This is a genomic window from Pseudorhizobium banfieldiae (assembly GCF_000967425.1).
Taxonomy (GTDB): Bacteria; Pseudomonadota; Alphaproteobacteria; order Rhizobiales; family Rhizobiaceae; genus Neorhizobium; species Neorhizobium banfieldiae.
Genome location: NZ_FO082820.1, coordinates 1,016,952 through 1,030,961 on the forward strand (window position 1 = coordinate 1,016,952; position 14,010 = coordinate 1,030,961).

At 61.0% G+C, this 14,010-nt stretch carries 9 protein-coding genes and 1 pseudogene; 9 read left to right on the top strand and 1 reads right to left on the bottom strand.

The window, feature by feature from the left end:
• Positions 1 to 286 precede the first annotated feature (286 nt).
• From NT26_RS04920 to NT26_RS04940, 5 genes are all read left to right on the top strand, one after another.
• Positions 287 to 2,161, top strand: a complete 1,875-nt coding sequence (locus NT26_RS04920; RefSeq protein ID WP_244467669.1) for a TRAP transporter permease — start codon at positions 287 to 289, stop codon at positions 2,159 to 2,161.
• Positions 2,158 to 2,937, top strand: coding sequence for an IclR family transcriptional regulator (locus tag NT26_RS04925; RefSeq protein WP_052637699.1), 780 nt, complete (start codon positions 2,158 to 2,160; stop codon positions 2,935 to 2,937). Before NT26_RS04920 ends, NT26_RS04925 begins: the two co-directional genes overlap by 4 nt.
• Before the next feature lie 72 nt (positions 2,938 to 3,009).
• The gene (locus NT26_RS04930) at positions 3,010 to 4,026 is read left to right on the top strand and encodes an amidohydrolase family protein (protein ID WP_052637700.1); all 1,017 of its coding nucleotides are present in this window, start codon (positions 3,010 to 3,012) and stop codon (positions 4,024 to 4,026) included.
• Positions 4,027 to 4,035: 9 nt separating this feature from the next.
• Positions 4,036 to 5,487 (top strand): aldehyde dehydrogenase family protein, encoded by a 1,452-nt coding sequence (locus NT26_RS04935; protein WP_052641879.1) that lies wholly within the window; start codon positions 4,036 to 4,038, stop codon positions 5,485 to 5,487.
• Positions 5,488 to 5,505: 18 nt separating this feature from the next.
• Positions 5,506 to 7,128, top strand: a complete 1,623-nt coding sequence (locus NT26_RS04940; RefSeq protein ID WP_082077639.1) for an FAD-dependent monooxygenase — start codon at positions 5,506 to 5,508, stop codon at positions 7,126 to 7,128.
• A gap of 144 nt (positions 7,129 to 7,272) precedes the next feature.
• Here the strand turns inward: NT26_RS04940 and NT26_RS22305 are convergent.
• Positions 7,273 to 7,744 (bottom strand): annotated as a pseudogene (locus NT26_RS22305) (3'-5' exonuclease); the annotation flags it as partial.
• 129 nt (positions 7,745 to 7,873) lie between these two features.
• On the opposite strand from NT26_RS22305, the gene NT26_RS04950 reads away from it, so the two are divergent.
• The 4 genes from NT26_RS04950 to NT26_RS04965 all read left to right on the top strand — a co-directional run bounded on the left by NT26_RS04950 (position 7,874) and on the right by NT26_RS04965 (position 13,997).
• Positions 7,874 to 8,590, top strand: coding sequence for an ABC transporter ATP-binding protein (locus NT26_RS04950; protein WP_052637702.1), 717 nt, complete (start codon positions 7,874 to 7,876; stop codon positions 8,588 to 8,590).
• Positions 8,591 to 8,592: 2 nt separating this feature from the next.
• Positions 8,593 to 10,944, top strand: a complete 2,352-nt coding sequence (locus NT26_RS04955; RefSeq protein WP_052637703.1) for an ABC transporter permease — start codon at positions 8,593 to 8,595, stop codon at positions 10,942 to 10,944.
• Positions 10,945 to 10,948: 4 nt separating this feature from the next.
• The gene (locus NT26_RS04960; protein WP_052637704.1) at positions 10,949 to 12,163 is read left to right on the top strand and encodes an efflux RND transporter periplasmic adaptor subunit; all 1,215 of its coding nucleotides are present in this window, start codon (positions 10,949 to 10,951) and stop codon (positions 12,161 to 12,163) included.
• A 301-nt stretch (positions 12,164 to 12,464) separates the two neighbouring features.
• Positions 12,465 to 13,997 carry an ABC transporter substrate-binding protein gene (locus NT26_RS04965; protein ID WP_052637705.1) on the top strand — a complete coding sequence of 511 codons (1,533 nt, stop codon included), beginning with the start codon at positions 12,465 to 12,467 and terminating at the stop codon, positions 13,995 to 13,997.
• Positions 13,998 to 14,010 lie beyond the last annotated feature (13 nt).

Below are 14,010 nucleotides of genomic sequence, written 5' to 3' on the forward strand. Positions count from 1 at the left end.
TCGGAAGATAACTGTAGCGGCTGATGCTGCTTCACGCGTCCGGCTCCCGGAGATTAAAAGCCTTGCGGGCCAGGTCCGCAAGGCTTTGGGAAGAGTGACTATGCCGCCACCCGGTCTGCTGCGGCATCCAGGCTCCCGCGATACAGGACTGCGCTTCGTCCAACCAATGCATCCGCGTTTCGGGCCAACGAACCCACCCTGCAAGCTTCTCAGTGAGTGTCTAGAAATGGCGAATGCTAGAAAATCTGATCTCGGGTGGGGACTGTCGAGAAAGGTATGGCAGCCCATGGCTGCGGTCCTGGGAGCCCTCCTCACGCTACTGGCGGTAGCCTGGGCTTTGGCGCTCCCCCGAATGGTGGGTGTTGCCTTTTATCCGCAGCAGTTCATGGCCGCAGTGCTTGCTCTGGCTTTGCCGCTTGCTTTCCTTCTCTTGCCCGCCCGCCGGGACAGCGAGCGTTCGGTGGTGCCGTGGTATGATCTGGTCATGGCTCTGCTCTCCCTGACCGCGCTGGGCTACATAAGTCTCAACTATCCTTCGGTGGTGAACCTGATCTTCGCGGGTCCTGTTCAGGCTTGGCTGCCGGGGATCATTGTCATACTTCTGCTTCTGGAAGCGGTGCGACGCGCCACCGGTTGGGCACTTGTCGTTATCGTCGTCATCTTCCTTCTCTACGGTCTGTTTGGAAATGTCATGCCGGGCAGACTTCAGGGACGTGCGCAGGATTGGGAGCGCCTGGCAGGCTATATGGCGCTCGATTCCAATGGAATACTGGGGCTGCCGCTCAGCATCGCAGCAACTGTCGTGGTTGCCTTCATTCTGTTCGGCAATCTTCTGGCAGCGACAGGCGGGTCGCGCTTCTTCACGGACGCCGCCTTGCTTGCGATGGGCCGCTATCGGGGCGGATCGATGAAGATATCGGTTGTGGCTTCCGCTCTTTTCGGATCCATTTCAGGGTCCGCTGTCGCCAATGTCGTCGCCACCGGGATCGTCACCATCCCGATGATCAAGCGGGATGGCTATCCTGCCCACAAGGCCGCAGCGATCGAGGCGGTGGCATCGACGGGCGGTCAGATGATGCCGCCTGTCATGGGCGCCGCTGCCTTCCTGATGGCTGAATTTCTGCAGATGTCTTATGCGCAGGTTGTGGTCGCGGCATTGGTACCGTCCTTGTTGTACTACGCGGCCTTGTTCATTCAGGCCGATCTCGACGCAGCGCGTCTGGGCATTTCCCGTGTCGCCGACTCCGACATTCCAGACCGGAAAGCCGTGCGCGGTGGCTTGCACTTCGTGCTCGGCTTCGCAGTTCTCATCTACGGCCTCTTCGCCCTGAACTGGCAGCCGGAGCGGGCCGCTTTGGTAGCCTGTCTCATCGTGATCGGCACATCCTTTCTCTTTGGCTATCGCTCTGAGCGTCCCAGGCTGCGCCAGATCCTCCGAACGGTGCCGGCAACGGGTGAGGGCGTGATCGATATCATCCTGATTTCTGCGGCAGCTGGCATCGTGATCGGTATCCTGAACGTGACCGGGCTTTCCTTCAATCTCACCTATGCCCTCGTCCAACTCGGTGGCGGCAGCAAGCTCGTTCTTTTGCTTCTGTCGGCGGTTATCTGCATTGTGCTGGGAATGGGCCTGCCCACGCTTGGCGTCTACGTTTTGCTGGCGGCTCTGGTTGCGCCAGCCCTGATCGAGGTGGGGATCAATCCCATTGCAGCTCATCTTTTCATCCTTTATCTCGGGATGATGTCGATGATCACGCCCCCGATCGCCATTGCGTCCTTCGCTGCCGCAGGCATTGCCAAGGCTTCGGCCATGGCAACAGGTTTCGCGTCCATGAAATTCGGTTGGGCCGCATTCCTCATCCCGTTCCTGTTCGTTTACTCACCGACACTGCTCATGGTTGGCGAACCGGATGATATTGCACTTGCCATTACAACGGCGACGCTTGGGGTGTGGTTGGTCTCAGCGGGCCTCGCGGGTTATTTTACCATGCGGCTTTCGCCAGTGATGCGATCGCTTTTCGTGGTGTCCGGGATCATGGCGTTGATCCCCGCCAATGCCTTCCCGTTTGCTGTCGTTACGGACATTGCGGGTGTGGCCACAGGAGTGGCGCTTATGATCTTCAATTGGCGGCAGGCGCGTGCTGTGCCGGTAGAGCAGTGACCGAGCCCAAAAACACCCTGGAACGTGTCCTCGCTGTCCTTGAGGTGTTCACCGAGGAAAGACTGGAATGGACGGGCGAGGAGCTCATGGAGGAGTTGGGATATAGCCGCCCAACACTCTATCGCTATTTGAAGACGCTGAAGGATGCGGGCTTTCTGATATCTCGGCCAAACGCAGGGTTCACTCTCGGGCCGAAGGTGGTCGAAATGGACTACCTGATGCGCAAGTCGGACCCGCTCATTTTGGCTGGCCACGACTATCTGACGCAGTTGGCGCAGCGCTTCTCATGCACCGCGTTGCTGGTTCGCTGGTATGGCAACCGCCTCCTTTGTGTTGATTCCGTTTCGTCCACGACAAATCCAATCAGCAGCTATCCACGGGGCCGCCCCATGCCACTCGGACGCGGCGCAATCTCCCGATCGATCCTGGCATTCCTCCCCAAGCGCCGGTTGCTGCCGCTTATCACAAACAGCTTGGATGACTTCAAGGCGGTGGGCTTGGGCGAGAGCATAGACGACGTCCTGCAAACGCTGAAAAGTGTCCGCAAGGCCGGGTATGCGACGGCCTATGGCGAGGTGACGCCCGGCGTGGTGGGCATTGCTGCCCCCGTGTTCGACGCTGGCCGGACGCCGGTTGGCAGCATCTGCATCACGATCAAGGGCAGTCTGGTCAGCGGGACGCTCATAGACGAGATCAGCGGTTATGTTCGGCAAGCCGCGGTCGAGATAACCGGTAGCATTACCCGCGACCGCGACATTCATAATCTCACTCTATGAGATTCGCGTTGACTTCGTAGCTCCGAGCAGGCCATTGTACCGATACGTGGCGGCAGAAGAGGAGGAGCTTCCGTGAGAAAGATCGATGCCTTCAACCACATCTGGCCGAAGCCGTTCTTCGACGCCTTGATTGAGCACATCGGCACGATGACCGACATCACCATGCGGTCGGGCGCGGTACCGATGATGACGGATCTCGACCGCCGTTTCGAGGTCATGGACATGTTCGGGGAGGAGTATCAGCAGGTGCTTTCGCTGGCATCGCCGCCGCTGGAGAAGCTTGCGGGGCCCGAAAAGGCGCTGGAACTGTCCCGCATCGGGTCAGATGCCATGGCCGAACTGGTTGAGACCTATCCGGATCGGTTCCCCGGCTTCATCGGGACCGCTCCGATGAACAATCCCGAGGCAGTCATCGAGGAAAGTCGTCGTGCAATAGAGGATCTGGGCGCTGTCGGGATGCAGATCTTCACCAACATTGCCGGCGACCCTGTGGACCTGCCGCAGTACCAGCCGTTCTTCGACTATATGGCGAAGTCCGGGAAGCCCGTTTTCCTCCATCCGGCACGCGGTGAGAACTTCCCCGACTATCTGAACGAGAAACGCTCGGAATACGAGATCTGGTGGACCTTTGGCTGGCCCTATGAGACGTCCGCGGCAATGGCAAGGATGGTGTTCTCAGGCTTCTTCGACAAGTTCCCCGGCCTGAAGGTGGTGACGCATCATGCGGGGGGCATGGTGCCGTTCTTCGAAGGACGCGTGGGTCCCGGTTGGGACCAGATGGGCAAACGCACCACGGATCGGGATCTCGCCCAGGTGCGCAAGGCGCTGAAGCGGCCGCATCTCGACTACTTCAAGGAGTTCTACGCCGACACGGCGTCGTTCGGCTCTCGCAAGGCGATCGAGCATGCCATGGAGTTCTTTGGTGAAGACCGCGTGCTGTTTGCCTCCGATGCGCCCTTCGATCCTGAAGGAGGACCCATGTACATCCGCGAGACGATCAGGATCCTTGAGAGCCTCGACGTGTCGGAAGAGGTGCGCGCCAAGCTCTTTCATGGCAATGCCATCCAGCTTCTTGGACTTGAGACGTGATTGCCGGCCATGACCCAGAGACCAACTGAAGCCTTGAACTATATCGGCGGCGAGTGGATTGCCGGGACCATTCGTGCTGAAAGTCTCAACCCCGCAGATGGATCAGTGCTAGGGATCTGGTATCCGGGAAGCGAAGCTCTTGCCGCTCAGGCTGTGGCGCAGGCACGCATGGCATTCGACAAGACGCCTTGGTCAGCCTCACCGCGGCAACGTGCGGCAGCGCTGTTTGAACTCGCAGACCGTCTTGAGGCAGTGAGGGAGGAACTGGCCGATCTCATCGTTGCAGAGAACGGCAAGCTGAAGCGGGAGGCGCTTGGCGAGGTCGGCGGCGCGATCTCCGAGACCCGCTATTATGCTGGCTTGGCGCGGACTGTCCTTGGACGGACGCTTGAGACGGCTCCGGGCAATTTCTCCATGATGAATCGCGAAGCCGCAGGCGTGGCGGCCATCATCGTGCCGTGGAATGCGCCGGTTACGCTACTCGTCCGCTCCCTGGGGCCTGCGCTGGCGGCGGGGTGCACCGTCATCATCAAGCCGGCACCCCAGACCCCTTTGATCAACGCCATGGTGATGGGCTGCATCGATGGGTGCCCGTCCCTGCCGAAGGGTGTGGTCAACTCCGTCAACGAAAATGGCAGTGAAGTCGGCGAGGCATTGGTTGCATCGGAGGAGGTCGACGTCATCTCGTTTACCGGCTCCAGCGCGACGGGCAAGCGCATAATGGCCGGCGCGGCTCCGACGCTGAAGCGGCTCTCGCTTGAACTGGGTGGCAAGGCACCTGCTCTTTTGTTCGAGGACGCTGACATCGATAAGGCGGTGCGTGAACTGACGGCCGCGTCATTGATGATGGCCGGACAGATTTGTGTCGCAGCCACGCGATTTCTCGTCGCCGAACCGATTGCCGAGGCGTTCAAGTCGCGAGCCAAGGCAGCCTTCACGGCCGTAAGAACCGGACCGGGAGAAGACCCTGCCAGCCAGATGGGCTCCCTGATCGACAAGCAGAACCAGGAGCGGCTTGCCCGGATCATCGAACAGGCTGGAGACGAAGGGGAATTGCTCGTGCGCGGTGGGACTCTGCAGGGGCCGCTTGCAAGCGGGGCTTTCATCACTCCCACGCTGTTCTGCATAGATGACGTGCGATCCTCATTGGTTCAGGAGGAATTGTTCGGGCCCATCGTGTCAGTGGAGACGTTTGTGGATGAGCAGGAGGCGGTCTCCAAGGCAAATGCGACCCGCTATGGGCTGGCTGCGAGCGTGTTCACGCAGAATATCGGGCGCGCCACGCGCGTCTCGCGCGCAATTCGTGCCGGTACGATTTGGTTGAACTGCCATGGCCGGCTGTTTGCCGAGGGCGAGACCGGCGGTTATCGCCACTCGGGGCTCGGGCGGCTTCACGGGGTCGAAGGGCTAAATGACTTTCTGGAGACCAAGCACGTATATCTGGAGGCCGGGACTGTCTGACCGCGACACGTGGATCATATGATGCATACCATAGGGACCCAGGTGGTGATCATTGGTGGCGGCCCGGTCGGCACCGGGCTCGCGATCGAATTGGGACAGCGCGGCATCGATGTCGTGCTCATCGAGAAGTACAGTGCACCGCAGCTTGTTCCGAAGGGGCAGAACCTGACACAGCGCACGATGGAGCATTTCCATGCATGGGGCGCTGAACACGAGCTGCGCGCCGCGCGTACCGTACCCAGGGACTATGGGATCGGGGGGCTGACAGCCTATGGAACGCTGCTGGGTGAGTACCACTATGACTGGCTTCAGCGAGAGCTCGTGCGCCCCTACTATTTCACCGACAACGAGCGGCTTCCGCAGTATGCGACCGAACAGGTCCTACGCAACCGGGCCGGTCAGCTGGAAACCGTCCGGATACTTTACGGATGGACTGTCGAGGGCGTGGAGCAGGATGCCCAAGGTGTGCGTGTAGAGGCAGCGCACGGCACGAACGGTGAACGCATCACGGTGCAAGGCGACTATGCTGTTGGCTGCGACGGCAGCAAGTCCGTCACACGAGAAGCCGCGGGTATAAGCCAGACCCGCTCTGATCACGACCGCCTCATGGTGCTTCTCGTTTTCCGGTCAGAGCAACTCCATCGACTGCTCGAGCGCTATCCGGGCAAGAGCTTCTACAATGTCCTCCATCCAGATCTTGAAGGATATTGGCAGTTCTTCGGTCGAGTAGACCTGGGAAGCACCTGGTTTTTCCATGCGCCCGTTCCCATCGGGACTACCCGCGACAACTTCGATTTCCGCTCCTATTTGCACCGCGCGGTCGGCGCATCCTTTGATGTTGAATTCGACTATATAGGCTTCTGGGATCTGCGTGTTGCTATGGCCGATACTTACCGAAGCGGCCGTATCTTCGTGGCAGGTGATGCCGCCCATAGCCATCCGCCCTATGGAGGCTATGGTATCAATACAGGCCTGGAAGATGCTCGGAACCTCGGTTGGAAGCTCTCCGCCACATTGAAGCATTGGGGCGGTGGAGGGCTCCTTGAAAGCTATGACTGCGAGAGACGCCCCGTCTTCGCGTCCACGGCTCGCGACTTCATTGAGAAATCCATCGAAAGCGACCGGGCGTTTCTGGCTACTTACGATCCCGACCGTGACCGGGCCGCCTTCGAAGCCGAATGGGCTGCACGTAGCTCTGGCGCCAAGGGAGAGGTGAATGCATTTGAGCCGAACTACGCAGGGTCCCCGATCATCTGCGGTGAACCCGGCGGGCGGACTAGCGCGCTAGGCAATCATCTATTCGAAGCGCGCCCGGGCCATCACCTGGCGCCGCAACCGCTTTCGGATGGTCGAAATGTCTTTGAGGCGCTGGGGAGGGACTTCACGCTGCTCGCCGTTGAGCCGGATCCCGAGGCAGTTGCGGCGTTCCAGTCAGCAGCAGCGACGGTCGGGATGCCACTGAAAATCCTTCGGGACAACGCATTGGATGGTAGAGAGAGATACAAAGCCCGCTACGTGCTCGTCCGGCCCGACCATTTTGTGGCGTGGCGCGCGAACGACGCGCCTGCGGATGTTCTTTCCCTGTTGAGGCATGCGTCCGGATTACCGGAGAGATGCGACGCCAATCAGCAAGGCGGGTAGGGGAGAGTTCCAGGATTGGAAGCAGGCGCGACATCTGAGGCGTCGAGATCGTCAACTCCACCACATTAGACCGGCGGCGCTGAGATGAATTTCCGACCCCTGCCGTGTTGCGTGGGGTCAATGCAGGGCGTTCGGCGCCGGCCATCACTTCCACATCGAGCGCATCCGGGCACCGCACTTGTCTTGCGCTTCGCTCTCCCGCGGCAGTACTCACCTGCGGCCAGGTTGCCGTCTCGAAGAACTGCAGGAGTGTCGCGGGGATGAATCGGGTCCGGGACGCATACACGTGGCGGTCGCCCTGGCTGTTCTGGCCGCCGGTGAAGAGACGCTGTGGGGTGATCAGCGTGAGGCTGTCGCGTGCCCTTGTCATGCCCACATAGAGAAGGCGCCGCTCCTCCTCGATCTCTGCGGTGGTTCCGGTGGCGAGATCGGAAGGTATACAGCCATCGACGCAGTTCAGCATGAAGACGGAGCGCCATTCCTGCCCCTTGCCGGAATGGATGGTCGAAAGGATCAGGTAGTCCTCGTCCAGGAGCGGCACGCCCGCCTGATCGCTGGTGGCATCCGGAGGATCGAGCGTCAGTTCGGTGAGGAAGCGTTCGCGGTTGACCACTCCTCGCCAAGAAAGCGCTGCAGCCACCTTTGACATAGCGCAATTCCTCGGCTGCGCATTGGGGTAGTTTACCGCTGTGATTGAACTGGACTGCCCCGGTGAACTGCTACCGGGGTGTGAAAGGCAGCGGCAATGGCCGATGTTAAACCCGTGGCCCTCAAGGCTCGCGATCTGACCAAGGTGTACAAGATGGGTGCGGTCGAGGTGACCGCACTCAACCATGTGGACCTAGATCTCTACCAGGGCGAGCTCGTTGTCCTTCTCGGGCCGTCCGGGAGCGGCAAATCGACCCTGCTCAATATCCTGGGAGGTTTGGACCAGCCGACGACCGGTGATGTCCGGTTTCGGGAACACGATCTGACGAAGGCGAGCGATCGGGCGCTGACGTCCTATCGCCGCGACCACGTCGGCTTCGTCTTCCAGTTCTACAACCTGATCCCCAGTCTGACGGCACGGGAAAACGTCGCGCTCGTCACCGAGATCGCACGTCATCCCATGAAGCCCGAGGAAGCGCTGGCACTGGTCGGACTTAGTGAGCGTCAGGATCACTTTCCCGCGCAGCTTTCCGGCGGCGAGCAGCAGCGGGTCGCCATTGCCCGCGCGATCGCCAAGAGGCCGGACCTGCTCTTGTGCGACGAGCCGACTGGTGCCCTGGACAGCAAGACCGGCATCCTGGTGCTCGACGCCATCTTGAGGATCAACAAGGAACTTGGCACCACGACTGCCCTCATCACGCACAATGCCGGCATTGCCGATGTCGCCGACCGCGTCGTTTATTTTGCTGATGGCCGGATCGTCGAAACCCGCGTCAACGAGACGCGACGCACCACTGCCGAACTTACGTGGTGACCATGCGGAGCCTCGACCACAAACTCCTCCGAGACCTGTGGCGTCTGAAGATGCAGGTCCTGGCTATTGCATTGGTGGTGGCCTCCGGCGCTGCCCTGCTCGTCATGGCGCTCACCACGATTCAGGCGCTGCAAGAGACGACGGACGCCTATTACCAAAGGTCGCGTTTTGCCGAGATCTTCGCCCAGGCCAAGCGCGCGCCGGAACGGCTGCTGCGGGAAGTTTCCGGCATTCCGGGAGTTGCCGTCGCCGAAAGCCGGATCGTCCGCGGCGCCATTCTTGACATGCCTGACTTCAACGAGCCGGCGATCGGCCAGGTCATCTCGCTGCCAACCCGCGGCCCGCAGTTGCACAATGTTCTCGTCATCCGCTCCGGAGGCCTGCCGGAACAGGGAGAGCCGGACGCTGTCGTTGTGAACGAGCCTTTTGCGGAGGCGCATGACCTCGCCGCCGGCGACACGTTCGAGGCGGTGCTGGGTTCGCAGAAGCGCACGCTGCGGGTGGTCGGTACCGCGCTCAGCCCGGAGTTCGTTTATGCGATCGCGCCAGGTGGCATGATGCCGGACGATCGGCGCTTCGGCGTTCTGTGGATGGATCGCGACAGTCTTGCTGCGGCCTTCGACATGGACCAGGCCTTCAACAGCGTGACGCTCACACTGCTGCGCGGTGCGGACCCGAACGGCGTGATCGCGCGCCTCGACGTCCTCCTCGAGCCCTATGGCGGCCACGGGGCCTATGGACGCGAGGACCAGATCTCCAATTGGTTCCTGCAGAGCGAGATCCGCCAGCAGATCAACATGTCGCGCATCATGCCTACGATCTTCCTCGCAGTGGCGGCATTTCTGACCAACATGGTGATGGCGCGGCTGATCCAGACGGAAAGGCGGGAGATCGGCCTGCTCAAGGCCTTCGGCTACGACAACTGGGCGATCGGCTGGCATTACGCGAAGATGGTGCTGACCATTTCCTCCATCGGCGTCCTCGTCGGCTGGGCACTCGGCGCCTGGCTCGGGCACTGGAATACGCGCCTCTACGCCAACTTCTATCGCTTTCCTTTCCTGCTCTACCGGCCAAGCCCGCAGGGTTTCCTGATTGCCGGCGCCGTCAGCTTGGCTGCCGCGCTGGCTGGCTCGCTTGGCATGGTCGCGCGTGCCGTGCGTCTGCCACCGGCCGCGGCCATGGTGCCGCCCAATCCGCCGAGTTACGGCCGGACATGGGCGCAGCTCGGCATGCTGGACGAGCCCACGCGGATCATTCTCAGGCGTATCATGCGCTGGCCGTTGCGCGCGTCTCTTACGACACTCGGTCTTGCCATGTCGGTCGCCGTCCTGATCTTGGCGCTGCAGTGGATGGACGCCATCAACGTCCTGGCCCGGACGGTCTTCGAGAGATCGCAGCATCAGGACGCCACCATCATATTCAGCGAGATCGAGCCGCGCCGTGCGGAAATCGACTTCGGGCATCTTCCCGCGGTACTCGCCACGGAGCCGTTTCGCAACGTCGCGGCAGAAATCTCGAGCAGCCACCGGACCGAGCGGCAGGGGCTCATCGGGCTCCCTGCCGACGCCGGCCTCAGCCCGATATACGACAATGCCGGCGTGGTCGTGCCTCCTAGGCGCGAGGGGCTCGTGATGTCGACGATGCTTGCCGAACTTCTTCATGTCGGCGTGGGCGATACGGTCCAGGTGCGTGTTCTGGAGGGAACCCGACCGAGCTTCGATCTCCCTGTGGTCGAAACTTTTGAGACCTATATCGGCACGCCGGTCTACATGGAGATCAATGCACTCAACCGGCTGATGAACGACGGTCAAGTCGTCTCCGGTTTGCACGTGAAGTTGGACTCGTCCGTACGCGAGACGCTCTTGATGAAGCTCAAGGAACTACCGGGCATAACCGCTATCCTCTTCCGGCAGGCCGCACTGGACAAATTCTTCGAGACCATGGGCGAAACCATCCTCATCTTCATCGGATTCTTCGTCGCCTTTTCGGTGATCCTCTCCTTTGGCGTGAGTTACAATGCTATTCGGATCGCGCTCTCGGAACGCGCGCGCGAACTGGCGACACTTGCCGTTCTCGGGTTCAGTAGGTGGGAGATTTCCTACATCCTGCTCGGCGAGATCGGCGTGCTTGCAATTGCCGCAATCCCGCTTGGCTGCGGCATCGGCTTCCTTCTGTCCTGGTACATGTCAGCCGCCTTCCAGACAGAGCTATACCGGGTACCGCTGGTGATCGAGCCTCAAACCTATGGCGAGGCCTCGCTGATTGCCGTCGCCACCGTGGTCGCCTGTGCAGCGTTCGTGCGGCGGCGCCTTGACCGCCTGGACCTGATTGGCGTCCTGAAAACGAGGGAGTAGTACAGTGCGCGTAATCGGCAGACGGATCATTATCTGGGGAGGCCTGCTTGCAGTACTGGCCGGCGGCGTGGCCTATTCCCTTCGTCCGCAGCCCGTGCAGGTGGATATTGCGCATGTAACCACGGCGCCGCTCCGGGTTGCGATCCGCGAGGAAGGCGAAACCAGGGTACGCCATGTCTATACTCTTCACGCGCCGCTGCGGGGACACCTCCAGCGGCTGACTGTGGAGCCAGGCGACACGGTGGCGGCGAACGAGACGGAGCTGGCGAGGATCGAGCCGGCCCCTCCCGAGTTTCTCGATGTTCGAACGGAGGCCGCCCAACGCGCCGCCGTCGACGCAGCTGTCGCAGCCCGCGAGCTTGCGGTTGCCGAAGTTGAGGGGGCGCAGGTCAATCTCGAATATGCGACGACGGAACTTGCACGCGCCCGGATACAGAGCGAGCATCAGGCGATTTCGCAACGGACGCTCGACGAGGCAGAGCGCGCCTTTCGGGTGGCAGAGACAAGTCTTGCTACCGCGAAGGCCTCTTTGGAGGTCCGTGAATTCGAGCTCGCGCGGGCGCGTTCGCAACTTCTCACCCGTCAGGAGATCGACAGCCGTAGCGATGCCTGCGAATGCGTCAGCGTGATGGCGCCGGTGAACGGCCTTGTGCTGCAAGTGCTGAGGCGAAGCGAAGGGGTCGTTGAGGCGGGAGCACCACTGCTCGACATAGGTGATCCAAAGGACATCGAGGTGGTTGTGGATCTTCTTTCGGAGGATGCCGTCACGGTCGAGGCGGGTCAGCGGGCGGTCGTGCGAAACTGGGGCGGAGACGAACTCGAGGCGCGGGTGAAGCGGATAGAGCCTTTCGGTGAAACCAAGGTGTCGGCGCTCGGAATCGAGGAACAGCGTGTGAAGGTGGTTCTGGACATCGTCTCGCCACCTGCGCTGTGGAGCAGCCTCGGCCATGGCTTCCGTGTGGATGTCGACGTCATCATGTTCGAGGAGAGCGTTCCCCAGCTACCGCTCGGCGCCTTCTTCCGCACCGGCGACGACTGGTCGGTCTTTGTCGTCGAAGAGGGTCGTGCCATCCTCCGCAAGGTGATCATCGGCCAGCGCAATGCGCTAGCAGTCCAGGTTCTCGAGGGCCTCGATGAAGGAGAGGAGGTCGTGCTCTATCCCAGCAGCCAGATCGAGAATGATACTGCGGTCGAGGCCAGGCAGACGGCGAGCCGCTGAACCGACGGGTCGGCGCGGACTTCAGGAGAGATTGTCTGTCGTCTTGAACGCACACGCCTCTCAGTTTGAGGGTGGTGTAGATCAGGCGCGCGATACTCACGCATCAAGCGGCGCATATCACACGCGCAGGCCTTGCTGACGTTAGAAGGAATTCTAACCTCTGGGAGTAACCCGCTGGACCGATTGAAAATTTCCGGATGCATCCTGTTGGCCACCCTGGCTGGCATGGCGATTGCAGGAATTGGAGAGACTGCCGGCACGCAAAGAAGGCCGCAGCGCTAACCGCAAGAAGGAGAATCCAATGGGGAACTTCAGACGCATCTTTCTGGCTTCGGCAGCCCTCGCAATGCTGCCCTTGACGCCGCTGCAGGCATCCGAGATCCGGGTGGGCTTCACCACTGACGCCCTTACGCTCGATCCCGCCAACCATCGCAACCGCGAGACGGAAACCATCATCCGCAATCTCTACGACGGGATACTCACGCGCGATGGAGACATGGAGATCGTGCCGGAGATTGCTGAATCCTGGACGCAGACATCACCTACCAGTTTCGAATTCGTCATCCGCCAGGGGATCAAGTTCCACGACGGAACTGATCTGACGGCGGAGGACGTCAAGTTCACGCTGGACCGCCTGACGGTCGAAGGCGCGATGGGGGACGGCCAGACCAGTCCGCGCAAGAGCTTGCTTGGGCCGGTGGACTCGGTTGCCGTTGATGGCAACAAGGTCATTGTCACGCTGAGCGAGCCTTGGCCTATCCTTCCGGCTATGTTGCCGGTGCAGGAGGTGGTGTCGAAGTCCTTCGTGGAGAAGGTCGGCTCTGCGGGACTGGCAACCGAGGTCAACGGTGCCGGCCCTTTCAAGCTGGTCGAGTGGCGCAAGGGCGATTCCGTGATCATGGAGCGCTTTGACGACTACTACGGCGGTTCGCCTGATATCGCGCCCGCGGGCAAGGCGTGCGTCGATCGTGTCATCTTCAAGATCATTCCGGAGACCGCCTCGCGCGTGGCCGCCCTCCTGTCCGGCGACGTCGACATCATCAACGAGCTTCCGCCCTTTTCCATCTCGCAGGTCGAGTCAAATCCGAACACGGGAGTCATGACCGTCAACGGGACGCGCAGCTTCTTCATCGCGCTTAACAACAAGGGCGAGATCTTCGACGACATCAAGGTCCGCCAGGCTGTGGCCCATGCACTCGACAAGTCGCTGATCGTCGACCGCATCCTCGGAGGGAATGCCGTCTCGATCGAAGGCATCCTCAGCCCCGCTGCATTCGGCGCTTCGGAGCTTCCCGCGGCCGGCTATGATCCGGACAAGGCCAAGGCGCTGCTCGCCGAAGCCGGCTATCCGGATGGCATCGATGTCGTGATCGACACGGAAGGTGCCCACAAGGATACGGTGGAAGCAATCGCCTCCGTTCTCGCCAAGAGCGGGATACGCGCCAAGGTCGAGGTGAGCGAAGGTGCCTTGCTGAAGGCAAAATGGGACCCGAAGAGCGAGGCTCCGCAAGGGCACATGTACTTCACCTCCTGGGGTAACGGTTCGCTCGACCCTTACGACATCTTCGTCCCGACGCATCGTAGCGGCGACCGCGGCAACACCGCCTATTACGCGAACCCGAAGCTCGACGAACTGCTGGACAAGGCTTCTGTCGAACTCGACGCCGACAAGCGGGCGGCTCTCTACAAGGAGGCGGAGACGATCATCAACGCCGACCAGCCCTATGTCTATCTTTGGGTGCCCAAGGATATCTACGGGGTTTCGAAGCGGGTGAAAGGCTGGAAGCCGAGTGCCGACAGCCGCATCAATCTCCACGACGCCTGCGTCGAATAGCGGAACGCGGTCG